This window comes from Pseudomonas iranensis, assembly GCF_014268585.2.
Lineage (GTDB): Bacteria > Pseudomonadota > Gammaproteobacteria > Pseudomonadales > Pseudomonadaceae > Aquipseudomonas > Aquipseudomonas iranensis.
This window is the reverse complement of record NZ_CP077092.1, coordinates 5584542-5608294: the sequence shown is the minus strand read 5'-3', so window position 1 is coordinate 5608294 and position 23753 is coordinate 5584542. Positions and strand designations below refer to the sequence as shown.

Annotated in this window: 35 protein-coding genes; 33 read left to right on the top strand and 2 right to left on the bottom strand. The window is 56.4% G+C overall.

Annotated elements, in window-relative coordinates; translation table 11 throughout:
- Positions 1 to 27 precede the first annotated feature (27 nt).
- The 31 genes from tuf to bfr all read left to right on the top strand — a co-directional run bounded on the left by tuf (position 28) and on the right by bfr (position 17387).
- Positions 28 to 1221 carry an elongation factor Tu gene (gene tuf / locus HU724_RS25355; protein ID WP_024014521.1) on the top strand — a complete coding sequence of 398 codons (1194 nt, stop codon included), beginning with the start codon at positions 28 to 30 and terminating at the stop codon, positions 1219 to 1221.
- A 154-nt stretch (positions 1222 to 1375) separates the two neighbouring features.
- Entirely contained in the window at positions 1376 to 1687 is a 312-nt protein-coding gene (gene rpsJ / locus HU724_RS25350; protein ID WP_003186070.1) for a 30S ribosomal protein S10, read from the top strand.
- A gap of 80 nt (positions 1688 to 1767) precedes the next feature.
- Complete coding sequence (rplC, locus tag HU724_RS25345; RefSeq protein ID WP_003228738.1) at positions 1768 to 2403, top strand: 50S ribosomal protein L3; 636 nt, start codon at positions 1768 to 1770, stop codon at positions 2401 to 2403.
- A gap of 12 nt (positions 2404 to 2415) precedes the next feature.
- A complete protein-coding gene (gene rplD, locus HU724_RS25340; protein WP_003228735.1) occupies positions 2416 to 3018 on the top strand; it encodes a 50S ribosomal protein L4 in 603 nt (200 codons plus the stop codon).
- A complete protein-coding gene (gene rplW, locus HU724_RS25335; protein ID WP_002555488.1) occupies positions 3015 to 3314 on the top strand; it encodes a 50S ribosomal protein L23 in 300 nt (99 codons plus the stop codon). Before rplD ends, rplW begins: the two co-directional genes overlap by 4 nt.
- Before the next feature lie 14 nt (positions 3315 to 3328).
- Complete coding sequence (rplB, locus tag HU724_RS25330) at positions 3329 to 4153, top strand: 50S ribosomal protein L2 (RefSeq protein ID WP_016772943.1); 825 nt, start codon at positions 3329 to 3331, stop codon at positions 4151 to 4153.
- A gap of 16 nt (positions 4154 to 4169) precedes the next feature.
- On the top strand, positions 4170 to 4445 hold the full coding sequence (gene rpsS / locus HU724_RS25325) for a 30S ribosomal protein S19 (protein WP_011336172.1): 276 nt from the start codon (positions 4170 to 4172) through the stop codon (positions 4443 to 4445).
- Positions 4446 to 4456: 11 nt separating this feature from the next.
- On the top strand, positions 4457 to 4789 hold the full coding sequence (rplV, locus tag HU724_RS25320; RefSeq protein ID WP_003103908.1) for a 50S ribosomal protein L22: 333 nt from the start codon (positions 4457 to 4459) through the stop codon (positions 4787 to 4789).
- Between the two features lie 13 nt (positions 4790 to 4802).
- Positions 4803 to 5489 (top strand): 30S ribosomal protein S3, encoded by a 687-nt coding sequence (gene rpsC, locus HU724_RS25315; RefSeq protein ID WP_003176422.1) that lies wholly within the window; start codon positions 4803 to 4805, stop codon positions 5487 to 5489.
- Between the two features lie 12 nt (positions 5490 to 5501).
- Positions 5502 to 5915 carry a 50S ribosomal protein L16 gene (gene rplP / locus HU724_RS25310; RefSeq protein ID WP_003228729.1) on the top strand — a complete coding sequence of 138 codons (414 nt, stop codon included), beginning with the start codon at positions 5502 to 5504 and terminating at the stop codon, positions 5913 to 5915.
- Positions 5915 to 6106, top strand: coding sequence for a 50S ribosomal protein L29 (gene rpmC, locus HU724_RS25305; protein WP_002555481.1), 192 nt, complete (start codon positions 5915 to 5917; stop codon positions 6104 to 6106). Before rplP ends, rpmC begins: the two co-directional genes overlap by 1 nt.
- A 2-nt stretch (positions 6107 to 6108) precedes the next feature.
- On the top strand, positions 6109 to 6375 hold the full coding sequence (rpsQ, locus tag HU724_RS25300; RefSeq protein ID WP_003194644.1) for a 30S ribosomal protein S17: 267 nt from the start codon (positions 6109 to 6111) through the stop codon (positions 6373 to 6375).
- 23 nt (positions 6376 to 6398) lie between these two features.
- Positions 6399 to 6767, top strand: a complete 369-nt coding sequence (rplN, locus tag HU724_RS25295; RefSeq protein WP_002555479.1) for a 50S ribosomal protein L14 — start codon at positions 6399 to 6401, stop codon at positions 6765 to 6767.
- An 11-nt stretch (positions 6768 to 6778) separates the two neighbouring features.
- Positions 6779 to 7093, top strand: a complete 315-nt coding sequence (gene rplX / locus HU724_RS25290) for a 50S ribosomal protein L24 (protein ID WP_003186046.1) — start codon at positions 6779 to 6781, stop codon at positions 7091 to 7093.
- A 20-nt stretch (positions 7094 to 7113) separates the two neighbouring features.
- Positions 7114 to 7653, top strand: coding sequence for a 50S ribosomal protein L5 (gene rplE, locus HU724_RS25285; protein ID WP_003210069.1), 540 nt, complete (start codon positions 7114 to 7116; stop codon positions 7651 to 7653).
- 13 nt (positions 7654 to 7666) lie between these two features.
- The gene (rpsN, locus tag HU724_RS25280; protein WP_003186042.1) at positions 7667 to 7972 is read left to right on the top strand and encodes a 30S ribosomal protein S14; all 306 of its coding nucleotides are present in this window, start codon (positions 7667 to 7669) and stop codon (positions 7970 to 7972) included.
- Positions 7973 to 8180: 208 nt separating this feature from the next.
- Positions 8181 to 8573, top strand: coding sequence for a 30S ribosomal protein S8 (gene rpsH / locus HU724_RS25275; protein ID WP_016772944.1), 393 nt, complete (start codon positions 8181 to 8183; stop codon positions 8571 to 8573).
- Between the two features lie 12 nt (positions 8574 to 8585).
- Positions 8586 to 9119 carry a 50S ribosomal protein L6 gene (rplF, locus tag HU724_RS25270; RefSeq protein WP_003228722.1) on the top strand — a complete coding sequence of 178 codons (534 nt, stop codon included), beginning with the start codon at positions 8586 to 8588 and terminating at the stop codon, positions 9117 to 9119.
- 10 nt (positions 9120 to 9129) lie between these two features.
- Positions 9130 to 9480 carry a 50S ribosomal protein L18 gene (gene rplR / locus HU724_RS25265; RefSeq protein WP_003186037.1) on the top strand — a complete coding sequence of 117 codons (351 nt, stop codon included), beginning with the start codon at positions 9130 to 9132 and terminating at the stop codon, positions 9478 to 9480.
- A 3-nt stretch (positions 9481 to 9483) separates the two neighbouring features.
- Positions 9484 to 9984 (top strand): 30S ribosomal protein S5, encoded by a 501-nt coding sequence (gene rpsE / locus HU724_RS25260; RefSeq protein WP_007955637.1) that lies wholly within the window; start codon positions 9484 to 9486, stop codon positions 9982 to 9984.
- 2 nt (positions 9985 to 9986) lie between these two features.
- Positions 9987 to 10163: a 50S ribosomal protein L30 gene (gene rpmD / locus HU724_RS25255; RefSeq protein WP_003176408.1), complete on the top strand. Its 177-nt coding sequence runs from the start codon at positions 9987 to 9989 to the stop codon at positions 10161 to 10163.
- Positions 10164 to 10166: 3 nt separating this feature from the next.
- On the top strand, positions 10167 to 10604 hold the full coding sequence (gene rplO / locus HU724_RS25250) for a 50S ribosomal protein L15 (protein ID WP_003228720.1): 438 nt from the start codon (positions 10167 to 10169) through the stop codon (positions 10602 to 10604).
- Positions 10605 to 11933 (top strand): preprotein translocase subunit SecY, encoded by a 1329-nt coding sequence (gene secY, locus HU724_RS25245; protein WP_016772945.1) that lies wholly within the window; start codon positions 10605 to 10607, stop codon positions 11931 to 11933.
- 27 nt (positions 11934 to 11960) lie between these two features.
- Positions 11961 to 12077, top strand: coding sequence for a 50S ribosomal protein L36 (rpmJ, locus tag HU724_RS25240; RefSeq protein ID WP_002555468.1), 117 nt, complete (start codon positions 11961 to 11963; stop codon positions 12075 to 12077).
- Positions 12078 to 12207: 130 nt separating this feature from the next.
- Complete coding sequence (gene rpsM, locus HU724_RS25235) at positions 12208 to 12564, top strand: 30S ribosomal protein S13 (RefSeq protein ID WP_003186020.1); 357 nt, start codon at positions 12208 to 12210, stop codon at positions 12562 to 12564.
- A gap of 30 nt (positions 12565 to 12594) precedes the next feature.
- Positions 12595 to 12984, top strand: coding sequence for a 30S ribosomal protein S11 (gene rpsK, locus HU724_RS25230; protein WP_002555466.1), 390 nt, complete (start codon positions 12595 to 12597; stop codon positions 12982 to 12984).
- A gap of 18 nt (positions 12985 to 13002) precedes the next feature.
- Entirely contained in the window at positions 13003 to 13623 is a 621-nt protein-coding gene (rpsD, locus tag HU724_RS25225) for a 30S ribosomal protein S4 (protein WP_003176404.1), read from the top strand.
- Positions 13624 to 13645: 22 nt separating this feature from the next.
- Positions 13646 to 14647 (top strand): DNA-directed RNA polymerase subunit alpha, encoded by a 1002-nt coding sequence (locus tag HU724_RS25220; RefSeq protein WP_016772946.1) that lies wholly within the window; start codon positions 13646 to 13648, stop codon positions 14645 to 14647.
- 42 nt (positions 14648 to 14689) lie between these two features.
- Positions 14690 to 15076 (top strand): 50S ribosomal protein L17, encoded by a 387-nt coding sequence (gene rplQ, locus HU724_RS25215; protein WP_003176402.1) that lies wholly within the window; start codon positions 14690 to 14692, stop codon positions 15074 to 15076.
- Positions 15077 to 15315: 239 nt separating this feature from the next.
- Positions 15316 to 16752, top strand: coding sequence for a catalase (locus HU724_RS25210; protein WP_122506582.1), 1437 nt, complete (start codon positions 15316 to 15318; stop codon positions 16750 to 16752).
- A 167-nt stretch (positions 16753 to 16919) separates the two neighbouring features.
- Complete coding sequence (gene bfr / locus HU724_RS25205) at positions 16920 to 17387, top strand: bacterioferritin (RefSeq protein WP_039761939.1); 468 nt, start codon at positions 16920 to 16922, stop codon at positions 17385 to 17387.
- Positions 17388 to 17452: 65 nt separating this feature from the next.
- Here the strand turns inward: bfr and uvrA are convergent, their stop codons facing one another.
- Positions 17453 to 20287: an excinuclease ABC subunit UvrA gene (gene uvrA, locus HU724_RS25200; RefSeq protein WP_186568807.1), complete on the bottom strand. Its 2835-nt coding sequence runs from the start codon at positions 20285 to 20287 to the stop codon at positions 17453 to 17455.
- Positions 20288 to 20478: 191 nt separating this feature from the next.
- Between uvrA and HU724_RS25195 the strand changes: the two genes are divergently transcribed.
- Both HU724_RS25195 and HU724_RS25190 read left to right on the top strand, forming a co-directional pair.
- On the top strand, positions 20479 to 21876 hold the full coding sequence (locus tag HU724_RS25195) for an MFS transporter (protein WP_122747494.1): 1398 nt from the start codon (positions 20479 to 20481) through the stop codon (positions 21874 to 21876).
- Positions 21877 to 21885: 9 nt separating this feature from the next.
- A complete protein-coding gene (locus tag HU724_RS25190; RefSeq protein ID WP_016772950.1) occupies positions 21886 to 22401 on the top strand; it encodes a single-stranded DNA-binding protein in 516 nt (171 codons plus the stop codon).
- 194 nt (positions 22402 to 22595) lie between these two features.
- Here the strand turns inward: HU724_RS25190 and HU724_RS25185 are convergent, their stop codons facing one another.
- Complete coding sequence (locus HU724_RS25185) at positions 22596 to 23753, bottom strand: glutathionylspermidine synthase family protein (protein ID WP_186568808.1); 1158 nt, start codon at positions 23751 to 23753, stop codon at positions 22596 to 22598.

Genomic DNA, 23753 nt, shown 5'->3' with positions numbered 1-23753 from the left:
GCCCCTTTAGGCTAGGAGTTAATTGTCGTGGCTAAAGAAAAATTTGATCGTTCCCTACCGCACGTCAACGTTGGCACCATTGGTCACGTTGACCACGGTAAAACCACTCTGACTGCTGCTCTGACTCGCGTCTGCTCCGAAGTTTTCGGTTCGGCCGTCGTTGAATTCGACAAGATCGACAGCGCACCAGAAGAAAAAGCTCGCGGTATCACCATCAACACCGCTCACGTTGAGTACAACTCGACTATTCGTCACTACGCTCACGTTGACTGCCCAGGTCACGCTGACTACGTGAAGAACATGATCACCGGTGCTGCCCAGATGGACGGCGCGATCCTGGTTTGCTCGGCCGCTGATGGTCCGATGCCGCAAACCCGTGAGCACATCCTGCTGTCCCGTCAGGTAGGCGTTCCGTACATCGTGGTTTTCCTGAACAAGGCTGACCTGGTAGACGACGCTGAGCTGCTCGAGCTGGTTGAGATGGAAGTTCGTGACCTGCTGTCGACCTACGACTTCCCAGGCGACGACACTCCGATCATCATCGGTTCGGCTCGTATGGCGCTGGAAGGCAAAGACGACAACGAAATGGGCACCACTGCCGTTCGTAAACTGGTTGAAACTCTGGATACCTACATCCCAGAACCAGTTCGTATGATCGACAAGCCATTCCTGATGCCAATCGAAGACGTATTCTCGATCTCGGGTCGCGGTACTGTTGTGACTGGTCGTATCGAGCGCGGTATCGTTCGCGTTCAGGATGCTCTGGAAATCGTTGGTCTGCGTGACACCACCACCACCACCTGCACCGGTGTTGAGATGTTCCGCAAGCTGCTCGACGAAGGTCGTGCTGGCGAGAACTGCGGCGTTCTGCTGCGTGGTACCAAGCGTGACGACGTTGAGCGTGGCCAGGTTCTGGTCAAGCCAGGTTCGGTCAAGCCGCACACCAAGTTCACCGCAGAAGTTTACGTTCTGAGCAAGGAAGAAGGCGGTCGTCACACTCCGTTCTTCAAAGGCTACCGTCCACAGTTCTACTTCCGTACTACTGACGTGACTGGTAACTGCGAGCTGCCAGAAGGCGTTGAAATGGTAATGCCAGGTGACAACATTCAGATGACTGTTACCCTGATCAAAACCATCGCGATGGAAGACGGTCTGCGTTTCGCTATCCGTGAAGGCGGTCGTACCGTCGGCGCCGGCGTCGTAGCCAAAATCATCGAGTAAGACTTTTAAAGTCAGCTTGATGGATTGAAAAAGCCCCCGCTCAGCGGGGGCTTTTTTATTGGGTTGACACCTATCGGGGGCGTCTATAGAATTGCGCCTCCTTTTAACGGGCGTATTGCGCCCGGTGGGAATAGCAGCCGGAGTCTGAAATCCAATGCAAAATCAGCAAATCCGTATCAGGTTGAAGGCTTTTGACCATCGCCTGATCGACCAATCAACCCAGGAAATCGTGGAAACCGCGAAACGTACTGGTGCTCAAGTGCGTGGTCCAATTCCACTGCCTACCCGTAAAGAGCGGTTCACCGTTCTGGTTTCCCCGCACGTCAACAAAGACGCGCGTGACCAGTACGAGATCCGCACTCATAAGCGTGTTCTGGACATCGTCCAGCCAACGGATAAAACCGTTGACGCGCTGATGAAGCTTGATCTTGCGGCCGGTGTGGAAGTGCAGATCAGCCTCGGCTAAGACTCGGTCTTGGTCGTGTAACGCTCTGAAATGGGCGGCCATAGCGGGTGAAAGCCCCGTACACTCATGAGGTTTACAACATGACTATTGGTGTAGTCGGTCGTAAATGCGGTATGACCCGTATTTTCACCGAAGAAGGTGTCTCCATTCCGGTCACGGTCATTGAGATCGAGCCGAATCGCGTCACCCAGTTCAAAACTGAAGAGACCGATGGCTATCGTGCAGTGCAGGTCACTGTCGGCGAGCGTCGCGCTTCGCGTGTAACAGCAGCTCAGGCTGGCCACTTCGCTAAAGCGAACGTTGCCGCTGGTCGCACCACCATGGAATTCCGCCTTGAAGAAGGCGAGTACCAGGCTGGCGATCTGATCAACGCTGAAATCTTCGCCGCTGGTCAACTGGTTGATGTAACCGGTCAGTCCAAGGGTAAAGGCTTCCAGGGTACGATCAAGCGTTGGAATTTCCGCGGGCAAGATAACACCCACGGTAACTCCGTATCCCACCGCGTCCCAGGCTCTATCGGCCAGTGCCAGACTCCTGGTCGTGTATTCAAGGGCAAAAAAATGTCCGGTCATATGGGCGCTGAGCGCGTGACCGTGCAGTCCCTGGAAGTAGTGCGCGTGGACGCTGAACGCAATCTGTTGTTGGTCAAGGGTGCTGTTCCTGGCGCTACTGGCGGCAACCTGGTTGTACGTCCAGCAGCCAAGGCTCGCGGTTAAGGGGAAGCTGACATGCAATTAAATGTAAATGACGCTCAAGCGATCGAAGTTTCCGAACTGACATTTGGCGGCGAATTCAACGAGACGCTGGTTCACCAAGCAGTCGTGGCCTACATGGCCGGCGGCCGTCAAGGTAGCAAGCAGCAGAAGACCCGTTCCGACGTTCGTGGTGGCGGCAAGCGCCCATGGCGTCAGAAAGGTACTGGCCGTGCTCGTGCCGGTACTATCCGTAGCCCAATCTGGCGTGGCGGCGGTACCACTTTCGCAGCTCGTCCACAGGATCACTCCCAGAAGCTGAACAAGAAGATGTATCGCGCAGCAATGCGTTCCATCCTTGCTGAGCTGGTGCGTACTGATCGTCTGGTCGTGGTTCAGGATTTCGCTGTTGAAACTCCGAAAACCAAAGATCTGCTGGGCAAACTGAACAACATGAGCCTGACCGACGTTCTGATCGTGTCGGACGCTGTTGATCAGAACCTGTACCTGGCTGCTCGCAACCTGCCGCACGTAGATGTACGTGACGTGCAAGGTTCCGATCCAGTTAGTCTGATCGCATACGACAAGGTGTTGATCACCGTGTCGGCCGTGAAGAAATTCGAGGAGCTGCTGGGATGAACCAGGAACGCGTATTTAAAGTTCTGCTTGGCCCGCACGTTTCCGAGAAGGCTACGGTTCTGGCAGACAAGAAAGGCCAGTTCGTTTTCAAGGTTGCTACCGATGCAACCAAGCTGGAAATCAAGAAGGCCGTCGAAAGCCTGTTCAGCGTGAAAGTAGAGCGCGTCACTACCCTGAACGTTCTGGGTAAGAGCAAGCGCACTGCTCGCGGTCTGGGCAAGCGTAATGACTGGAAGAAGGCAGTTATCTCCCTTCAGCCAGGCCAAGATCTCGATTTCAGCAGCAGTGCTGAGTAAGGAAGGGGTGCATCATGGCAATCGTTAAATGCAAACCGACTTCCCCTGGCCGCCGTTTTGTGGTCAAGGTGGTCAACCAGGAGCTGCATAAAGGCGCTCCTCACGCACCGCTGCTCGAGAAAAAATCGAAGTCTGGTGGTCGTAACAACAATGGCCGTATTACCACTCGTCACATCGGTGGTGGTCATAAGCAGCATTACCGTATGGTCGATTTCCGTCGCAACGACAAAGATGGCATCGTCGCCACTGTCGAGCGTATCGAATACGATCCAAACCGTACTGCTCACATCGCACTGCTGTGCTACGCAGACGGCGAGCGCCGCTACATCATCGCCCCTAAAGGCGTGAGTGCTGGCGACCAGCTGATCGCAGGCGCTCTGGCTCCAATCAAGCCAGGCAACGCTCTGCAGCTGCGCAACATTCCAGTCGGTTCTACCGTACACGGCATCGAATTGAAGCCAGGTAAAGGTGCACAGATCGCTCGTTCCGCTGGTGCTTCGGCTCAGCTGATCGCTCGTGAAGGTGTCTACGTGACCCTGCGTCTGCGTTCCGGTGAAATGCGTAAAGTCCTGGCTGAATGCCGTGCGACCCTGGGCGAAGTCTCGAACTCCGAGCACAGCCTGCGTTCGCTGGGTAAAGCTGGTGCCAAACGCTGGCGTGGCGTTCGCCCAACCGTTCGTGGTGTTGCCATGAACCCGGTTGACCACCCACATGGTGGTGGTGAAGGTCGTACCTCTGGTGGTCGTCATCCGGTATCGCCATGGGGCTTCCCGACTAAGGGCGCGAAGACTCGTGGTAATAAGCGTACCGACAAAATGATCGTCCGTCGTCGCAAGTAAATAGAGGGATACGACAGTGCCACGTTCTCTGAAAAAAGGTCCTTTTATTGATCTTCACCTACTGAAGAAGATCGAAGTGGCGGCGGAAAAGAACGATCGCAAACCAATTAAAACCTGGTCGCGTCGTTCGATGATCCTGCCACAAATGGTCGGTCTGACCATCGCAGTACACAACGGTCGTCAGCACGTCCCAGTTCTCGTTAACGAAGACATGGTCGGCCACAAACTGGGCGAGTTCGCCGGTACCCGCAACTATCGCGGGCACGTGGCTGACAAGAAAGCCAAGCGTTAAGGGGTAAGGAAATGGAAGTAGCCGCTAAGTTGTCGGGCGCTCGAATCTCCGCCCAGAAAGCCCGCTTGGTCGCCGACCAGATCCGCGGGAAGAAGGTGGGCGAAGCGCTCAACCTGTTGGCTTTCAGCAGTAAGAAAGCCGCCGAGATCATGAAGAAAGTGCTGGAGTCGGCCGTAGCCAACGCCGAGCATAACGAAGGCGCAGACGTTGATGACCTGAAGGTCAGCACCGTTTTCGTCAACGAAGGGCGTTCGCTGAAGCGCATCATGCCGCGTGCCAAAGGCCGTGCTGATCGCATCGTCAAGCGGTCTTGCCATATCACTGTCAAGGTTGCTGACAAGTAACGGAGTCGAAGAGATGGGTCAGAAAGTACATCCCATTGGCATTCGCCTGGGAATCGTCAAGGAGCACACCTCCGTCTGGTACGCAGACGGTCGGACTTATGCGGACTACTTGTTCGCAGATCTGAAAGTGCGTGAGTATCTCCAAGACAAACTAAAAAGCGCGTCCGTAAGCCGTATCGATATCCATCGTCCGGCCCAAACTGCACGCATCACCATCCACACCGCTCGTCCAGGTATCGTTATCGGGAAGAAAGGTGAAGATGTTGAGAAACTGCGTCAGGACCTGACCAAGCAAATGGGTGTGCCTGTGCACATCAATATCGAAGAGATCCGCAAGCCGGAGCTCGACGGTATGCTGGTTGCGCAGAGCGTAGCTCAGCAGCTGGAGCGTCGTGTAATGTTCCGTCGCGCTATGAAGCGCGCTGTACAGAACGCCATGCGCATTGGTGCCAAAGGCATCAAAATCCAAGTGAGCGGTCGTCTCGGCGGTGCTGAAATCGCACGTACTGAATGGTATCGCGAAGGTCGTGTGCCACTGCACACCCTGCGTGCCGACATCGACTATGCCAACTACGAAGCTCACACCACTTACGGTGTGATCGGTGTAAAGGTTTGGATCTTCAAAGGCGAAGTTATTGGTGGTCGCCAAGAAGAACTGAAACCACAAGCACCAGCGCCTCGTAAAAAAGCTGCTAAGTAAGGGGTACGCCAAATGTTGCAACCAAAGCGTACGAAGTTCCGCAAGCAGATGACCGGCCACAACCGTGGTCTGGCACTGCGCGGTAGCAAAGTCAGCTTCGGCGAGTTCGCGCTGAAGTCTGTTGCTCGTGGTCGTCTCACCGCTCGTCAGATCGAGTCAGCGCGTCGTGCTCTGACCCGTCACGTAAAACGTGGCGGCAAGATCTGGATCCGTGTATTCCCGGACAAGCCGATCTCCAAGAAACCTCTCGAGGTTCGTATGGGTAAAGGTAAGGGTAACGTGGAGTACTGGGTTGCCCAGATTCAGCCAGGCAAAGTCCTGTATGAAATCGAGGGTGTTTCTGAAGAGCTGGCGCGTGAGGCTTTCGCCCTGGCTGCTGCAAAGCTGCCGCTCGCCACCTCCTTTGTTAAACGGACGGTGATGTGATGAAAGCGAATGAACTTCGTGAAAAATCCGCACAGCAGCTGAACGAGCAACTGCTCGGCTTGCTGCGCGACCAGTTCAATCTGCGCATGCAGAAAGCAACTGGCCAGTTGGGGCAGTCTCATCTGCTCTCGCAAGTTAAGCGTGACATCGCTCGCGTGAAGACTGTGCTCAACCAGCAGGCAGGTAAGTGATCATGGCTGAAGCCGAAAAAACTGTCCGTACGCTGACTGGCCGTGTTGTCAGCGACAAGATGGACAAAACCATCACCGTTCTGATCGAGCGTCGCGTAAAGCACCCGATCTACGGTAAATACGTTAAGCGTTCGACTAAGCTGCACGCGCACGACGAAACCAATCAGTGCCACATCGGCGACAAAGTCACTATTCGTGAAACTCGTCCGATGGCCAAGACCAAGTCTTGGGCGCTGGTTGATGTTCTCGAACGCGCTGTGGAAGTCTAAGGGCTAGGGGTCGGAGAAATTATATGATTCAGACTCAATCCATGCTCGATGTGGCCGATAACAGCGGCGCTCGCCGTGTTATGTGCATCAAGGTGCTGGGTGGCTCCCATCGTCGTTACGCTGGTATCGGTGACATCATCAAAGTTACCGTCAAGGAAGCAATTCCTCGCGGTAAAGTGAAAAAAGGCCAAGTGATGACTGCTGTTGTAGTCCGCACTCGTCACGGCGTACGTCGTGCTGATGGCTCCATTATCCGCTTTGATGGCAACGCTGCTGTTCTTCTGAACAACAAGCAAGAGCCGATCGGCACCCGTATCTTTGGGCCAGTGACCCGTGAACTTCGTACTGAGAAGTTCATGAAGATCGTCTCGCTCGCCCCAGAAGTGCTGTAAGGAGATCCGACATGCAAAAGATTCGTCGTGACGACGAGATCATCGTGATCGCCGGCAAAGACAAAGGTAAGCGCGGTAAGGTGCTGAAGGTTCTTGCTGACAACCGTTTGGTTGTTGGTGGTCTGAACCTGGTCAAGCGTCATACCAAGCCTAACCCGATGTCGGGCGTACAGGGCGGTATCGTCGAGAAAGAAGCGCCACTGCACGCTTCCAACGTCGCCATCTTCAACGGCGAAACCAACAAGGCTGACCGCGTTGGTTTCAAAGTAGAAGACGGTAAGAAAATTCGTGTCTTCAAGTCGACCCAAAAAGCGGTTGATGCTTGAACACTGCTAGGTAGAAGACCATGGCACGACTAAAAGAGATTTACCGGAAGGAAATCGCTCCGAAACTTAAGGAAGAACTTAAGCTTTCGAACGTGATGGAAGTTCCGCGCGTTACCAAAATCACCCTGAACATGGGTCTGGGCGAAGCGATCGGCGACAAAAAAGTCATCGAGCACGCTGTTGCTGACCTCGAAAAGATCACCGGCCAGAAAGTCGTTGTGACCTACGCTCGTAAATCCATCGCTGGCTTCAAAGTCCGCGAAGGATGGCCGATCGGCGTCAAAGTGACCCTGCGCCGTGAGCGTATGTATGAGTTCCTGGATCGTCTGCTGTCGATCTCCCTGCCTCGGGTTCGCGACTTCCGCGGCCTGAATGCCAAGTCCTTCGATGGTCGTGGCAACTACAGCATGGGCGTGAAAGAGCAGATCATCTTCCCGGAAATCGACTACGACAAGATCGATGCTCTCCGCGGTCTGGACATTACCCTGACCACCACTGCCAAGAACGATGATGAAGGCCGCGCTCTGCTGCGTGCTTTCAAATTCCCGTTCCGCAACTGATTGGAGTAGGAAAATGGCCAAGAAGAGCATGAAGAACCGTGAGCTGAAGCGTCAGCTCACCGTTGCCAAGTACGCCACCAAGCGTGCAGCGCTGAAAGCTATCATCGTCGATCTGAACGCAAGTCCAGAAGCGCGTTGGGAAGCTACCGTAGCTCTGCAGAAGCAACCACGTGACGCAAGCGCTTCGCGCATGCGTAACCGTTGCCGCCTGACTGGTCGTCCGCACGGCGTGTACCGCAAGTTCGGCCTCGGCCGTAACATGCTGCGTCAAGCTGCAATGCGTGGTGACGTACCAGGTCTGGTTAAAGCCAGTTGGTAACAGTTGTCAAAGTCTCGATGTTCGGGTTCGCAAGAACCTGACCATCGGTGGCCTTGAATCTGAATCAAGCCCCTTTTGGGGCTTGATTCATTTCTGGGGTGTGTCTAGAATGACCGGCTCGCCTGAGCCCGTGTTTTTCTGCCCGGAAGTTCTCGGCGACAAGTAGTAGCCGCAAGGCTAATTTTTTTGTATTAGGAGCGTCTAGCCCATGAGTATGCAGGACCCGTTAGCGGACATGCTAACTCGAATCCGTAATGCCCAGATGGCTGAAAAGTCTGTCGTAAGCATGCCGTCTTCCACGTTGAAGGCAGCTGTAGCAAAAGTCCTGAAGGACGAAGGTTACATCGCGGATTTTCAGATCACCACCGACGCCAAGCCGTCGCTGTCCATCTCGCTGAAGTACTTCGAAGGCCGTCCGGTTATCGAAGAAGTGAAGCGCGTTAGTCGTCCAGGCCTGCGTCAGTACAAGTCCGTTGAAGATCTGCCGAAAGTTCGTGGCGGTCTTGGCGTGTCTATCGTCTCCACCAACAAAGGTGTGATGACGGATCGTGCTGCGCGCGCTGCCGGTGTCGGCGGCGAAGTTCTTTGCACTGTGTTCTAAGGGGGGATAAGCATGTCTCGCGTCGCTAAGAACCCCGTTAAGCTGCCAGCCGGTGTCGAAGTCAAATTCGCAGGCCAACAGCTTTCGGTGAAGGGTGCCAAGGGTACTCTTGAACTGAACATCCATTCGTCCGTGGAGATCGTTGAAGAAGCTGGTGAGCTGCGTTTCGCTGCTCGCAATGGCGATCAACAAACTCGCGCAATGGCCGGTACCACGCGTGCGTTGGTAAATAACATGGTCCAGGGCGTAAGCCAAGGCTTCGAGCGCAAGCTCCAGCTGGTCGGTGTTGGTTACAAAGCGCAAGCAAAAGGTCAGGTTCTGAACCTGGCTCTTGGCTTCTCGCACCCAGTGGATTACGAACTGCCGGAAGGCATCACCGCTGAGACTCCTAGCCAGACCGATATCCTGATCAAGGGCATCGACAAGCAGCTGGTAGGTCAAGTGGCCGCCGAGATCCGCGACTTCCGTCCACCAGAGCCGTACAAAGGCAAAGGTGTGCGCTACGCGGACGAAGTCGTCCGTCGTAAAGAAGCCAAGAAGAAGTAGGGCATAGCAAATGACCGACAAAAAAGTTACTCGACTGCGTCGCGCTCGCAAAGCACGCCTGAAAATGCACGAACTCGAAGTCGTGCGTCTCTGCGTGTTCCGCTCGTCGCAGCACATCTACGCCCAGGTCATCTCGGCCGACGGCAACAAAGTCCTGGCAAGTGCCTCGACTTTGGATAAAGAACTGCGTGATGGTGCCACTGGCAACATCGACGCGGCCACAAAGGTTGGCCAGCTGGTCGCTACGCGTGCTAAGGCCGCTGGCGTCTCGCAAGTGGCTTTCGACCGCTCTGGCTTCAAGTACCACGGCCGCGTTAAAGCGCTGGCTGATGCTGCTCGTGAAGCTGGGCTGGAGTTCTAAGTTATGTCAAATAACGACCAAAAGCGCGACGAAGGCTACATCGAGAAGCTGGTTCAAGTTAACCGCGTAGCCAAAACCGTTAAAGGCGGCCGTATCTTCACTTTCACCGCGTTGACCGTGGTTGGTGATGGTAAGGGGCGTGTTGGCTTCGGCCGTGGCAAGTCACGTGAAGTGCCTGCTGCGATCCAGAAGGCAATGGAAGCTGCTCGCCGCAACATGATTCAAGTTGACCTGAACGGCACCACTCTGCAGTACGCAATGAAGTCCGCTCACGGCGCTTCGAAGGTGTACATGCAGCCTGCTTCTGAAGGTACCGGTATCATCGCTGGCGGCGCTATGCGTGCTGTCCTCGAAGTTGCTGGCGTTCAGAACGTTCTGGCCAAGTGCTACGGCTCGACTAACCCGGTAAACGTGGTTCACGCCACTTTCAAGGGTCTGAAGGCTATGCAGTCTCCTGAGTCCATCGCTGCCAAGCGTGGCTTGCGTGTTGAGGAGATCAAGTAATCATGGCTACCGTTAAAGTTACGCTGATCAAAAGCATGACCGGCCGCATCCCTAACCACAAACTGTGCGTTAAGGGTCTGGGTCTGCGTCGCATCGGTCACACTGTAGAAGTCCAGGATACTCCCGAGAATCGCGGGATGATCAACAAGGCTTACTACATGCTGCGTGTCGAGGGTTAATCGATGAAACTCAATGATCTGAGTCCAGCGCCGGGTTCCCGTCGCGAAAAGCATCGTCCGGGCCGTGGTATCGGTAGTGGTTTGGGCAAGACTGGTGGCCGTGGTCACAAAGGTCAGACCTCCCGCTCCGGTGGCACCATCGCTCCAGGCTTTGAAGGCGGTCAACAGCCGCTGCATCGTCGTCTGCCCAAGTTCGGTTTCGTTTCCCTGAAAGCCATGGATCGCGCAGAAGTGCGTTTGTCCGAGCTGGCCAAAGTGGAAGGCGACATCGTTACTGTGCAGTCCCTGAAAGATGCCAACGTGATCAACGTCAACGTACAGCGTGTGAAAATCATGCTGTCCGGTGAAGTGACTCGCGCTGTCACTATCGGCAAGGGAATCGGCGCCACCAAAGGTGCGCGTGCGGCTATCGAAGCAGCTGGCGGCAAGTTCGAGGAATAAATGGCTAAGCAAGGTGCTCTCTCTGCGCTCGGCAAAGGCGGTATGTCTGAACTCTGGGCTCGTCTGCGTTTTCTGTTCCTGGCGATTATCGTCTACCGAATAGGCGCACACATCCCGGTTCCAGGTATCAACCCGGACCGACTCGCAGACCTGTTTCGACAGAATGAGGGGACCATTCTTAGCTTGTTCAACATGTTCTCCGGCGGCGCGCTGGAACGGATGAGCATCTTTGCACTGGGGATCATGCCGTACATTTCGGCATCGATCATCATGCAACTGATGACCGCCGTCAGCCCGCAGCTGGAGCAGTTGAAGAAGGAAGGTGAAGCTGGCCGTCGCAAGATTAGCCAGTACACCCGCTACCTCACCGTCGCTCTCGCTCTGGTCCAGGCTATTGGCATGTCCATTGGTCTGGCGGGGCAGGGCGTCGCGTTCACTGGTGACTTTGGCTTCCATTTCGTCGCGGTAACCACATTTGTGGCTGGTGCGATGTTCATGATGTGGCTGGGTGAGCAGATTACTGAGCGTGGTGTTGGCAACGGTATCTCGATGTTGATTTTTTCGGGTATCGTCGCCGGTCTTCCGAGAGCAATCGGGCAGTCTTTCGAGTCTGCGCGTCAGGGTGATATCAACATCTTCGCCCTGGTTGCCATCGGTTTGCTGGCAGTAGCGATTATCGGTTTCGTGGTGTTCATTGAGCGTGGTCAGCGTCGTATTGCTGTTCACTACGCCAAGCGTCAGCAGGGCCGCAAGGTTTTTGCTGCGCAGACAAGCCACTTGCCGCTGAAGGTGAACATGGCCGGTGTTATTCCGGCTATTTTCGCGAGCAGCATCTTGCTGTTTCCGGCTTCGTTGGGTGCCTGGTTCGGTCAGTCTGAAGGTATGGGCTGGTTGCAGGACATCTCGCAGTCGATCGCTCCTGGTCAGCCGTTGAATATTCTGCTGTTTAGTGCAGGGATTATTTTCTTCTGCTTCTTCTATACGGCGTTGATGTTCAATCCGAAAGACGTAGCGGAAAACCTGAAGAAGTCCGGTGCCTTTATTCCGGGCATCCGTCCAGGTGAGCAGTCTGCGCGCTATATTGATGGCGTTCTGACCCGCTTGACCCTGTTCGGTGCTCTTTACATGACGGCCGTGTGCCTGTTGCCCCAATTCCTGGTGGTTGCAGCAAACGTTCCGTTCTACCTTGGCGGGACCTCGTTGCTGATCGTGGTCGTGGTTGTGATGGACTTCATGTCCCAAGTACAATCGCACCTCGTTTCGCACCAGTACGAATCCCTGATGAAGAAAGCCAACCTGAAGGGTTACGGCAGCGGCATGTTGCGCTGAGTACCCATAAGGTTCGAGGAGTTGGTGATGAAAGTTCGTGCATCGGTGAAAAAGCTGTGCCGTAACTGCAAGATTATTCGCCGCGAAGGTGTTGTTCGAGTAATTTGCAGCGCGGAACCGCGTCACAAACAGCGCCAAGGCTGAGTGTGATTGTGCTTCAAGCCCGGTAGCTAGTGCGCTACCGGGTTGATTATTTGTTATTACAGCGATATTATCTCGCGCCCTATTTCTTGGCTTCCGGGGCGTAGGTAGCTGTCAATTGGAGTCCCACTGAATGGCCCGTATTGCAGGCGTTAACATTCCAGATAACAAGCATACTGTTATCTCGCTGACCTACATCTATGGTGTTGGTCGCACTACTGCGCAGAAGATCTGTGCAGTGACTGGGGTAAACCCAGCAGCAAAGATCAAAGATCTGAGCGACGAGCAAATTGAACAGCTGCGTGGCGAAGTGGCGAAGTTCACCACTGAAGGTGACCTGCGTCGCGAAATCAACATGAAAATCAAGCGCTTGATGGACCTCGGTTGCTATCGCGGTCTGCGTCATCGTCGTGGTCTGCCAGTACGCGGTCAGCGTACCAAGACCAACGCGCGTACCCGTAAAGGTCCGCGTAAGCCGATCCGCAAGTAATCGCCCCAGCGAATCGACAGGAATTTAATCATGGCAAAACCTGCTGCTCGTCCTCGTAAAAAAGTTAAAAAGACAGTGGTTGATGGCATCGCCCACATCCATGCATCTTTTAACAACACCATCGTGACCATTACCGACCGTCAAGGTAACGCTCTTTCCTGGGCTACCTCCGGTGGTTCGGGTTTCCGCGGTTCCCGCAAGTCCACCCCGTTCGCTGCTCAAGTAGCTGCTGAGCGTGCTGGTCAAGCTGCGCTGGAATACGGCCTGAAAAACCTCGACGTAAACGTCAAGGGTCCAGGTCCAGGTCGTGAATCCGCAGTCCGCGCTTTGAACGGCTGTGGCTACAAGATCGCCAGCATCACCGACGTGACGCCAATCCCGCACAACGGGTGCCGTCCGCCGAAGAAGCGCCGCGTGTAATCCAGGAGATTGTAAAGAATGGCTCGTTACATTGGTCCAAAATGCAAACTCGCTCGTCGCGAAGGCACCGATCTCTTCCTGAAGAGCGGCGTGCGCGCGATCGAATCGAAGTGCAACATTGAAGCAGCACCTGGTATCCACGGCCAACGCCGCGGTCGCCAGTCCGACTACGGCACCCAACTGCGTGAAAAGCAGAAGGTCCGTCGTATCTACGGCGTTCTCGAGCGTCAGTTCAGCGGCTACTACAAAGAAGCTGCTGGCAAGAAAGGTGCAACCGGTGAAAACCTGCTGCAACTGCTCGAATGCCGTCTGGACAACGTTGTATACCGTATGGGCTTTGGTTCGACTCGTGCCGAATCCCGCCAGCTGGTATCGCACAAGTCGATCAGCGTAAACGGTCAGACCGTAAACGTTCCGTCGTATCAGGTTCGTGCTGGTGACGTGGTTGCAGTTCGCGAGAAAGCAAAAAACCAACTTCGCATTGTCCAAGCTCTCGATCTGTGTGCCCAACGTGGCCGCGTAGAATGGGTAGAAGTAGACACTGAGAAGAAGTCGGGCGTTTTCAAGAACGTTCCTGCTCGCAGTGATCTGTCCGCCGACATCAACGAAAGCCTGATTGTCGAGCTCTACTCCAAGTAAGGGCTAGAAAATAGGTGCATCCATGCAGATTTCGGTAAATGAGTTCCTGACACCCCGCCACATTGATGTGCAGGTTGTCAGTCCAACCCGCGCCAAGATCACTCTCGAGCCTCTCGAGCGTGGTTTTGGCCACACCCTGGGCAACGCGCTGCGCCGCATCCTGTTGTCCTCAATGCCCGGCTGCGCAGTAGTCGAGGCCGAGATTGACGGTGTGCTCCACGAGTACAGCGCCATCGAAGGTGTACAGGAAGACGTAATTGAAATCCTGTTGAACCTTAAAGGTCTGGCCATCAAGCTGCACGGTCGTGACGAAGTTACGCTGACCTTGTCGAAGAAGGGTTCGGGGGTGGTTACCGCTGCCGATATTCAGCTGGATCATGATGTCGAGATCGTTAATCCCGATCACGTAATCGCTAACCTGGCGTCTAACGGCGCCCTGAACATGAAGCTCACCGTAGCTCGTGGTCGTGGTTATGAACCAGCCGACTCGCGTCAGAGCGATGAAGACGAAAGCCGCAGCATCGGTCGCTTGCAGCTCGACTCTTCGTTCAGCCCGGTTCGCCGTATCGCTTACGTGGTGGAAAACGCCCGTGTCGAGCAGCGTACCAACCTGGACAAGCTGGTTATTGATCTGGAAACCAACGGTACCCTGGATCCTGAAGAGGCTATCCGTCGCGCTGCAACCATCCTGCAACAGCAGCTGGCTGCGTTCGTCGACCTCAAAGGTGAAAGTGAGCCGCTGGTTGTCGAGCAGGAAGACGAGATCGATCCGATCCTGCTTCGCCCGGTTGACGATCTGGAACTGACTGTACGTTCGGCTAACTGCCTTAAGGCGGAAAACATCTACTACATCGGCGACCTGATTCAGCGTACCGAAGTAGAGCTGTTGAAGACTCCGAACCTGGGCAAGAAATCCTTGACTGAAATCAAGGACGTTCTGGCCTCCCGCGGTCTGTCCCTCGGCATGCGCCTCGACAACTGGCCGCCTGCAAGTCTTAAGAAGGACGACAAGGCGACTGCCTGATCGTCGTAATCACCGAACGTAGTGTTTGGTAAGGAATGAACCATGCGTCATCGTAAAAGTGGTCGTCACCTGAGCCGCACCAGCTCGCACCGCAAGGCCATGTTCCAAAACATGGCGGTGTCGCTGTTCGAGCACGAGCTGATCAAAACTACTCTGCCAAAAGCCAAAGAACTGCGCCGCGTTGCCGAGCCGCTGATCACTCTGGCCAAGACAGACAGCCTGGCTAACCGCCGTCTGGCTTTCGACCGTACTCGTTCGAAAGCTATCGTTGGTAAGCTCTTCAACGACCTGGGCAAGCGTTACGCTACCCGTGAGGGTGGCTACCTGCGCATCCTCAAGTGCGGTTTCCGCGCTGGCGACAACGCGCCTATGGCGTACGTCGAGTTGGTTGATCGTGCTACTGCTGGCGAAGCTGTATCCGCCGAGTAAGACGTCAGTCTGAAACAAAGAACCGGGCCTAGTGCCCGGTTTTTTGTGCCTGTAAGAAATGCGCCGTCCGTACAAGTTTCTGACATGGTTGAACTGCCACTATGTGCCGGGAAAACATAATTAGTAATTATCTATCGATGTCTGCAAGTTAATGAATTTGTAGCTGTAACGTCGATGATCAATACTTCCCGCCAAGCCCATTAGCCGGCAGTTCAAGACTGACAGAGGAAGAAGACCGCATGAGCCAGACCAAGACGCTTACAACCGCCAGTGGCGCGCCAGTCGCTGACAACCAGAATTCCCGTTCCGCCGGCCCACGCGGTCCGCTGCTTCTCGACGATTTCCATCTGATCGAAAAACTCGCGCACTTTAACCGTGAAAACATTCCTGAGCGCCGTGTCCACGCTAAAGGCTCGGGCGCCTACGGCACGTTCACCGTTACCCGTGACATCACTGAATACACCAGTGCAAAGTTGTTCGAGTCGGTAGGCAAACAAACGCCAACCTTTCTGCGCTTTTCCACCGTAGGTGGCGAGCGTGGTTCGGCCGACACCGAGCGCGATCCGCGCGGCTTCGCCTTGAAGTTCTACACCGAGGAAGGCAATTGGGACATCGTTGGCAACAACACGCCAGTGTTCTTCATCCGTGATCCGCTGAAGTTTCCTGACTTTATCCACACGCAAAAGCGTCTGCCGCAAAGCAACCTGAAAAGCGCGCAGATGATGTGGGATTTCTGGTCGCATTCGCCTGAGGCGCTGCACCAGGTCACCATCCTGTTTTCTGATCGCGGCATCCCTGACGGCTATCGCCATATGCACGGCTTCGGCAGTCACACTTACAGCCTGATCAACGCCAAAGGCGAGCGTCACTGGGTGAAGTGGCACTACAAGACCCAGCAAGGCATCAAGAACCTGGCGCCCGCCGACGCCGCCCGTTTGGCCGGTACCGATCCGGACTACGCGCAGCGTGACCTGTTCGAGGCCATCGAGCGCGGTGAATTCCCGAAATGGCGCGTGTGCATTCAGATCATGACCGAAGCGCAAGCGGCGGCTCATTACGAGAATCCGTTCGACGTGACCAAGACGTGGTCGCAGAAGGAGTTTCCGCTGATCGAAGTCGGTGAGCTGGAGTTGAATCGCAACCCGCTGAACTACTTCGCTGAAGTTGAACAGGCTGCGTTTGGCCCGAGCAACATGGTGCCAGGCGTCGGTCTGTCGCCAGACCGCATGCTGCAAGGCCGTGTATTCGCCTACGCTGACGCGCACCGCTACCGTGTGGGCACCAATCACCAGCAATTGCCGGTGAACGCTCCGCGCAGCCCGGTGAATACTTATCAGCGTGACGGCTCCATGGCGTTCGGCAGCAATGGCGGCGCGGCGCCAAACTACGAACCGAACAGCTACGTTGAGTCGCCGAAGCAAGCGCCGCATTACGCAGAGCCAGCGCTGGCCTTGAGCGGTGCCGCTGATCGCTATGATCACCGCGAAGATACCGACTACTACAGCCATGCCGGTGCCTTGTTCCGCTTGATGAGCGACGAGCAGAAAGCATTGCTGGTCAGCAACATTGCCGGCGCAATGGCGGGTGTTTCAAGCGACGTCGTCGATCGCCAGTTGCAGCATTTCTACAAAGCCGATCCGGCGTATGGAGAAGCAATCGCAAAGCTGCTCAACTGACAGCTTAACGTAGTCTAAACGAGAAGCAGAACCGCCCTCATTTGGGCGGTTTTTGCGTTATTTGGCTCGGTTTTCTCAGAATATCTTCGCTTTTATTGCGCGAAGCGAGTGACCTTCCGGTCAGGTTGGTTCAAACTACAGACTTTCAGGAAGGGAGATGTAGGGCGATGCAAGGCCACCCAGATGTAATCGATTACCTCAATACGTTGCTGACCGGCGAACTGGCCGCGCGTGATCAATATTTCGTTCATTCGCGGATGTATGAGGACTGGGGGTTCACCAAGCTCTACGAGCGCATCAACCACGAGATGGAAGAAGAAGCCGGCCACGCCGATGCGCTGATGCGGCGGATTCTGATGCTCGAAGGCACGCCGCGCATGCGTCCGGATGATCTGGATGTCGGCACCACGGTGCCTGCGATGCTCGAAGCTGATCTGCGCCTCGAATACAAAGTCCGCGCTGCGCTGTGCAAAGGCATCGAGCTTTGCGAGCAACACAAGGACTACGTCAGCCGTGAGATTCTGCGGGTTCAACTCAATGACACCGAAGAAGATCACACCTACTGGCTGGAAAAGCAGCTGGGCCTGATCAAACTGATCGGTCTCGAGAATTACCTGCAATCCCACGCGTCCTGATTGCAACGGCTATAAAAAAGCCCCTGTCACTTCAACGGTGACAGGGGCTTTTTCATGCCTGGCGGTCAGGCCCGATCGCGGATCAGCAGCGGCTTGAGATAATGGCTGGTGTGAGATTGCTTCATCTCGGCAACTTCCTCCGGCGTACCGGTGGCAATGATCTGCCCGCCTTTGGAACCGCCTTCAGGACCGAGGTCCACCAGCCAGTCAGCGGTCTTGATCACATCAAGGTTGTGCTCGATCACCACCACGGTATTGCCGTGGTCGCGCAGGCGATGCAGAACGTCGAGCAATTGCTGGATATCGGCGAAGTGCAGGCCGGTGGTCGGTTCGTCGAGGATGTACAGAGTCTTGCCGGTATCGCGTTTGGACAGTTCTCGCGACAACTTGACCCGCTGTGCTTCACCACCGGACAAGGTCGTCGCCGACTGCCCCAGCTTGATGTACGACAGGCCAACATCCATCAACGTCTGCAGCTTGCGCGCCAGTGCCGGCACCGCGTCGAAGAACTCCCGCGCTTCCTCGATGGTCATTTCGAGGGTTTCGTGGATGCTCTTTCCCTTGTATTTGATCTCAAGGGTTTCGCGGTTGTAGCGCTTGCTCTTGCACACATCACAGGGCACATAGATGTCCGGCAGGAAGTGCATTTCCACCTTGATAAGGCCATCGCCCTGGCACGCTTCGCAGCGACCGCCCTTGACGTTGAACGAGAAACGCCCCGGGCCGTAACCACGGGAGCGCGACTCGGGCACGCCGGCAAACAGTTCGCGGATCGGTGTGAACAGCCCGGTGTAGGTCGCCGGGTTGGAACGCGGCGTACGGCCGATCGGGCTCTGGTCGATGTCGACGACTTTGTCGAGATGTTCCAGACCTTTGATGCTGTCATGCGCGGCGGCTTCCAGCGTGGTCGCACCGTTGAGTGCCGTTGCGCTCAGCGGGAACAGCGTGTTGTTGATCAGTGTCGATTTGCCCGAACCGGATACGCCAGTCACGCAAGTCAGCAGACCAATCGGGATGTCCAGATCGACGTTGCGCAGATTGTTGCCACGCGCACCTTTGAGCGACAGGTTGAGCTTCTTGTTGCGCGGCGTGCGTTTGGCCGGCACTTCGATCTTCACCCGGCCGGACAGGTATTTGCCGGTCAGCGAATCCGGGTGCGCCATGACTTCGTCCGGCGTGCCTTCGGCAACGATCCGCCCGCCGTGCACACCGGCGCCAGGGCCGATATCGACGACATAGTCAGCCAGACGAATCGCGTCTTCATCATGCTCGACCACGATCACCGTGTTGCCGATATCGCGCAAATGCTTGAGCGTACCGAGCAGCCGATCGTTGTCGCGCTGATGCAGGCCAATGGATGGTTCATCGAGGATATACAGAACGCCGACCAGGCCGGCGCCAATCTGGCTTGCCAGACGAATCCGCTGCGCCTCGCCACCGGACAATGTGTCGGCACTGCGATCCAGCGATAGATAGTCGAGTCCGACGTTGACCAGAAACTGCAGACGCTCGCGGATTTCCTTGAGGATCTTGTCAGCGATCTCGCCACGCCGACCGGTCATCTTCAGCGCACCGAAATATTCGCAGGCATCGCCGATCGGCAGATTGGTCACTGCCGGCAGGGTTTTCTCACCGACCCAGACGTGCCGGGCTTCGCGGCGCAGACGCGTGCCACGGCAATCCGGGCAGGCCTGATGGCTGAGGAACTTGGCCAGCTCTTCACGCACGCTCGCCGATTCGGTTTCACGGTAACGGCGCTCCAGGTTTGGCACGATGCCTTCGAACGGGTGCGAGCGTTTGACGATATCGCCACGATCGTTCAGGTATTTGAAGTCGACGTTTTGCGAGCCGCTGCCGTGCAGGATGAACTTCTGCTGCTCGGCGCTCAGCTCGTTGAAGGGCTTGTCCAGGCTGAACTTGTAGTGCGAGGCGAGTGAGCCGAGCATCTGGAAGTAATAGACGTTGCGCCGGTCCCAGCCGCGTATTGCACCTTCGGCCAGGGTCAGCTCGCCATTGACCAGACGCTTGATGTCGAAGAACTGCTTCACGCCCAGGCCATCGCAGGTCGGGCAGGCGCCGGCCGGGTTGTTGAAGGAAAACAGCTTGGGTTCCAGTTCGCTGATCGCATGGCCGCAAATCGGGCAGGCGAAGCGTGCGGAGAAGATCATTTCTTCGCCGGGCTCGTCGTCCATTGGCGCCACCAGGGCAATGCCGTCGGCCAGTTTCAGCGCGGTTTCGAAGGATTCGGCCAGACGTTGCTGCAGATCGGCGCGGACCTTGAAGCGATCGACGATCACATCGATGGAATGCTTCTTCTGTTTATCCAGCTTCGGCAGCTCGTCGAGTTCGCAGATCCGCCCGTTGACCCGGGCGCGGACGAAACCTTGCGCACGCAATTCTTCGAAAACCGACAGGTGTTCGCCCTTGCGCTCGCGGATCACCGGCGCCAGCAGCATGAGTTTGCTGCCTTCCGGCTGCGCCAGCACCAGATCGACCATCTGGCTGACGGTCTGCGCCTCCAGTGGAATGTCGTGATCCGGGCAACGCGGCGTACCGACGCGGGCATAGAGCAAGCGCAGGTAGTCGTAGATTTCGGTGATGGTGCCGACCGTGGAACGCGGGTTGTGCGAGGTCGACTTCTGTTCGATGGAGATCGCCGGCGACAGGCCTTCGATGGTGTCGACGTCGGGTTTTTCCATCATCGACAGGAACTGCCGGGCATAGGCCGACAGCGATTCGACATAGCGGCGCTGACCTTCGGCATACAGCGTGTCGAACGCCAGGGACGACTTGCCGGATCCGGACAGGCCGGTGATGACGATCAGTTTGTCCCGTGGCAGGGTCAGGTCGATGTTCTTCAGGTTGTGGGTACGGGCCCCACGTATCAGGATCTTGTCCAAAGTGGCCTCGCTTGGCGGGCGTCGAAAACGTAGGAGTATACGGGCAAATACTGGATGGATGCACACTATCAAACGAAGGGCGTTTTGCCGTTCATGAAGAGAGTTTCATCTATACGCGTCATAGCGTCGCGATATACCCCGTCTTCCGATGGGACTGGTAGAATCGCCGCCGGTTCACACGAGGTTTTTCCATGCACGATCCCCACAGCGAACGCATGAGTGGCAGCGAGACCCGCGCGGCGAGCGGTCTGGCCCTGGTGTTCGCCTTCCGTATGCTTGGCATGTTCATGGTGTTGCCGGTGCTGGCGACCTATGGCATGGATCTGGCGGGAGCGACCCCGGCCCTGATCGGGCTGGCGATTGGCGCTTACGGTCTGACCCAGGCAATTTTCCAGATTCCGTTCGGGATCATTTCCGACCGCATCGGTCGCCGGCCGGTGATCTACCTCGGCCTGATCGTCTTCGCTCTCGGCAGTGTTCTGGCTTCCCAGGCCGATTCGATCTGGGGTGTGATCGCCGGGCGGATCCTGCAAGGCGCCGGGGCGATTTCCGCAGCGGTGATGGCGCTGCTTTCCGACCTGACCCGCGAGCAGCATCGGACCAAAGCCATGGCGATGATCGGCATGACCATCGGCCTGTCGTTTGCCGTGGCCATGGTGGTCGGGCCGTTACTGACCAGTGCGTTCGGGCTGTCCGGGCTGTTCCTTGCCACTGGCGCCATGGCGCTGGTCGGCATCCTGATCATCATGTTCATGGTGCCGCAGTCCACAGGGCCGTTGCAGCACCGGGAATCCGGCGTGGCCCGGCAGGCGCTGATGCCGACTCTCAAGCACCCGGACCTGCTGCGCCTGGATCTGGGCATCTTTGTGTTACATGCCATGTTGATGTCGAGCTTCGTCGCCTTGCCGCTGGCACTGGTGGAAAAAGCCGGTCTGCCCAAGGAACAGCACTGGTGGGTCTACCTCACCGCGCTGCTGATTTCGTTCTTCGCCATGATCCCGTTCATTATCTACGGCGAGAAGAAACGCAAAATGAAACGAGTTTTGCTCGGCGCCGTCATGACATTGATGCTGACTGAACTATTCTTCTGGCAGTTCGGCGATAGCCTGCGTGCTCTGGTGATCGGTACGGTGGTGTTTTTCACCGCGTTCAATCTGCTCGAGGCATCGTTGCCGTCGCTGATCAGCAAGGTTTCACCGGCAGGCGGCAAGGGCACGGCCATGGGCGTGTACTCCACCAGCCAGTTCCTCGGTTCGGCACTCGGCGGGATACTCGGCGGCTGGTTGTTCCAGCATGGCGGTCTGTCGGTTGTGTTCCTCGGATGCGCCGCGCTGGCTGCACTTTGGCTGGCCTTTGCTGTTACCATGCGCGAACCTCCCTACGTGACGAGCCTGCGCTTGCCGTTGTCGCCCGAAGCGATCCGCGAAGCGGGTCTGGTCGAGCGCCTCAAGGCCCTGGTAGGGGTAACAGATGCAGTGATAGTCGCCGAAGAGGCGGCTGTTTACATCAAACTGGACAAAGAATTAGTGGATCGCAGCACCCTCGAACGCCTGGTCAACAACCCGGCCGGGGCTGCGTGCGACGCTTAGGAGAACGTTATGGCCCGTGGGGTTAACAAAGTCATATTGGTCGGCACTTGCGGCCAGGATCCCGAAGTTCGCTACCTGCCTAACGGTAACGCCGTGACCAACCTGAGTCTGGCCACCAGCGAACAATGGACCGACAAGCAGACCGGTCAGAAGGTCGAGAAGACCGAGTGGCACCGTGTGTCGATGTTCGGCAAGGTTGCCGAGATCGCCGGTGAATACCTGCGCAAGGGTTCGCAGGTCTACATTGAAGGCAAACTGCAGACCCGCGAGTGGGAAAAGGACGGCATCAAGCGTTACACCACTGAAATCGTGGTCGACATGCAAGGCACCATGCAACTGCTCGGCGGCCGTCCACAACAGGGCGATCAGCAAGGCGGCAACAACTACCAGCAGCAGGCGCCACGTCAGCAGGCTCCACGCCCGCAGCAGTCGGCTCCCCAGCAGCGTTCGGCTCCGGCACCTCAGCAGGCCGCACCGCAACCGGCTCCGGATTTCGACAGCTTCGATGACGATATTCCGTTCTGATTTGCCGCTGTAACCGTCTTAAATGAAAAAGGCCCGTCGCTTAAACGACGGGCCTTTTTTGTTCAGGAAATTCCTGGCTACTCGCAATCTCCTGTGGGAGCGAGCCTGCTCGCGAAGGCGTCAGATCAGTCGGCGCACCACTAACTGACAGGACGCTTTCGCGAGCAGGGTCGCTCCCACAAGGTAACTTCGTCTTAATCCAGAATCAGATGCGGCAGGAAGCGGCTGGAGTCCCTGGTGATCAGACTGTTGTCCTCGCGCACACCAATCCCTGCCGCCTCATCACCAATCACCCACGAGCCAATCAGCGTGTAGCTGTCGCCAAACTTCGGCAGCGGTGCGAACTCCTGCAGGATGAATGGCGCGTCGGTGTAGGGCCCGTCCTCTTTGATGATCAGACCTTCCGCTGTTTGCAGTTCGATGTTGGCACCTTCGCGGGAAAAGTACGGCTTGCGCACCCAGCCCTTCGGCACCGCACTCTGCGGATTCGGATCAAGGTGCGCAGCGAGCAGATTCGGATGTTCCTTGTGCGCTTCCCACAGCAGCGGCAGCGCACCCTTGTTGGACAGGATCGCCTTCCACGCCGGCTCGAAAAACTGCGTATCGCATTCGGCGATCGCCGCGCCGAACGGTTCGTGGAAGATGAATTCCCAGGCGTGCAGCTTGAACAGATGCGGGATCCAGCGATCCTGCAGATCGACGAAACGGCCCTCAGCCGTCAGGCCGATGTCTTCGATATCGATGTGGCGTGATTCGATGCCGACCTTTTCCGCGATCAGCCGCAGATAGTCGGTGGTGCCTTTGTCCTCGACCGAGTCCTTCATCGAGGCAAAGTAGAACGGCCGCTTCAACTGCAATTCGGCGAAGGCCTGATGCAGCTTGGTGTCGATGCTGTTGAACTGGTCAGCATGCGGCGGCAGCGTGCCACGCTCGATGCATTGTTCCAGCCAGCCCCATTGAAACGCCGCCGCCTCATAAAGGCTGGTCGGCGTGTCGTAGTTGAGTTCCAGCAGTTTCGCCGGCCCGTTGCCGCTGTAGGAAAAGTCCATGCGACCGTACAGATGCGGATGACCCTCGCGCCAGGAGGTGCGGATCATGTCGTAGTACGCCGCCGGGATGCTGAGGCGATCGAGCAACTCCTCGCTGTTGACGACGCGATCAACCAGATCCATGCACATCTCGTGCAGTTCGGTGGTCGGATCTTCGAGATCGTTTTCGATCTGCGCCAGGCTGAACTGGTAGTAGGCGCTTTCGTCCCAGTACGGTTCGTCGTCGATGGTGTGGAACAGGAAACCGAGGCTTTCGGCGGTGTGTTTCCAGTCGGGGCGCTCGGCGCAGTGGATCTTTTTCAT

Bases quoted from the DNA above. Each gene is read 5' to 3' on its own strand.
- rplE (WP_003210069.1), top strand. From the start codon at position 7,114: ATGGCACGACTAAAAGAGATTTACCGGAAGGAAATCGCTCCGAAACTT.
- rpsE (WP_007955637.1), top strand. From the start codon at position 9,484: ATGTCAAATAACGACCAAAAGCGCGACGAAGGCTACATCGAGAAGCTG.
- rplQ (WP_003176402.1), top strand. From the start codon at position 14,690: ATGCGTCATCGTAAAAGTGGTCGTCACCTGAGCCGCACCAGCTCGCAC.
- rpsH (WP_016772944.1), top strand. From the start codon at position 8,181: ATGAGTATGCAGGACCCGTTAGCGGACATGCTAACTCGAATCCGTAAT.
- rplV (WP_003103908.1), top strand. From the start codon at position 4,457: ATGGAAGTAGCCGCTAAGTTGTCGGGCGCTCGAATCTCCGCCCAGAAA.
- rplW (WP_002555488.1), top strand. From the start codon at position 3,015: ATGAACCAGGAACGCGTATTTAAAGTTCTGCTTGGCCCGCACGTTTCC.
- rplD (WP_003228735.1), top strand. From the start codon at position 2,416: ATGCAATTAAATGTAAATGACGCTCAAGCGATCGAAGTTTCCGAACTG.
- HU724_RS25185 (WP_186568808.1), bottom strand. From the start codon at position 23,753: ATGAAAAAGATCCACTGCGCCGAGCGCCCCGACTGGAAACACACCGCC.
- rpsN (WP_003186042.1), top strand. From the start codon at position 7,667: ATGGCCAAGAAGAGCATGAAGAACCGTGAGCTGAAGCGTCAGCTCACC.
- rplN (WP_002555479.1), top strand. From the start codon at position 6,399: ATGATTCAGACTCAATCCATGCTCGATGTGGCCGATAACAGCGGCGCT.
- rpsQ (WP_003194644.1), top strand. From the start codon at position 6,109: ATGGCTGAAGCCGAAAAAACTGTCCGTACGCTGACTGGCCGTGTTGTC.
- rpsC (WP_003176422.1), top strand. From the start codon at position 4,803: ATGGGTCAGAAAGTACATCCCATTGGCATTCGCCTGGGAATCGTCAAG.
- rpmJ (WP_002555468.1), top strand. From the start codon at position 11,961: ATGAAAGTTCGTGCATCGGTGAAAAAGCTGTGCCGTAACTGCAAGATT.
- rpmD (WP_003176408.1), top strand. From the start codon at position 9,987: ATGGCTACCGTTAAAGTTACGCTGATCAAAAGCATGACCGGCCGCATC.
- secY (WP_016772945.1), top strand. From the start codon at position 10,605: ATGGCTAAGCAAGGTGCTCTCTCTGCGCTCGGCAAAGGCGGTATGTCT.
- rplF (WP_003228722.1), top strand. From the start codon at position 8,586: ATGTCTCGCGTCGCTAAGAACCCCGTTAAGCTGCCAGCCGGTGTCGAA.
- rplR (WP_003186037.1), top strand. From the start codon at position 9,130: ATGACCGACAAAAAAGTTACTCGACTGCGTCGCGCTCGCAAAGCACGC.
- HU724_RS25195 (WP_122747494.1), top strand. From the start codon at position 20,479: ATGCACGATCCCCACAGCGAACGCATGAGTGGCAGCGAGACCCGCGCG.
- HU724_RS25190 (WP_016772950.1), top strand. From the start codon at position 21,886: ATGGCCCGTGGGGTTAACAAAGTCATATTGGTCGGCACTTGCGGCCAG.
- HU724_RS25220 (WP_016772946.1), top strand. From the start codon at position 13,646: ATGCAGATTTCGGTAAATGAGTTCCTGACACCCCGCCACATTGATGTG.
- rpmC (WP_002555481.1), top strand. From the start codon at position 5,915: ATGAAAGCGAATGAACTTCGTGAAAAATCCGCACAGCAGCTGAACGAG.
- bfr (WP_039761939.1), top strand. From the start codon at position 16,920: ATGCAAGGCCACCCAGATGTAATCGATTACCTCAATACGTTGCTGACC.
- rpsM (WP_003186020.1), top strand. From the start codon at position 12,208: ATGGCCCGTATTGCAGGCGTTAACATTCCAGATAACAAGCATACTGTT.
- rpsD (WP_003176404.1), top strand. From the start codon at position 13,003: ATGGCTCGTTACATTGGTCCAAAATGCAAACTCGCTCGTCGCGAAGGC.
- rplB (WP_016772943.1), top strand. From the start codon at position 3,329: ATGGCAATCGTTAAATGCAAACCGACTTCCCCTGGCCGCCGTTTTGTG.
- rplP (WP_003228729.1), top strand. From the start codon at position 5,502: ATGTTGCAACCAAAGCGTACGAAGTTCCGCAAGCAGATGACCGGCCAC.
- rplC (WP_003228738.1), top strand. From the start codon at position 1,768: ATGACTATTGGTGTAGTCGGTCGTAAATGCGGTATGACCCGTATTTTC.
- rplX (WP_003186046.1), top strand. From the start codon at position 6,779: ATGCAAAAGATTCGTCGTGACGACGAGATCATCGTGATCGCCGGCAAA.
- HU724_RS25210 (WP_122506582.1), top strand. From the start codon at position 15,316: ATGAGCCAGACCAAGACGCTTACAACCGCCAGTGGCGCGCCAGTCGCT.
- rplO (WP_003228720.1), top strand. From the start codon at position 10,167: ATGAAACTCAATGATCTGAGTCCAGCGCCGGGTTCCCGTCGCGAAAAG.
- rpsJ (WP_003186070.1), top strand. From the start codon at position 1,376: ATGCAAAATCAGCAAATCCGTATCAGGTTGAAGGCTTTTGACCATCGC.
- rpsK (WP_002555466.1), top strand. From the start codon at position 12,595: ATGGCAAAACCTGCTGCTCGTCCTCGTAAAAAAGTTAAAAAGACAGTG.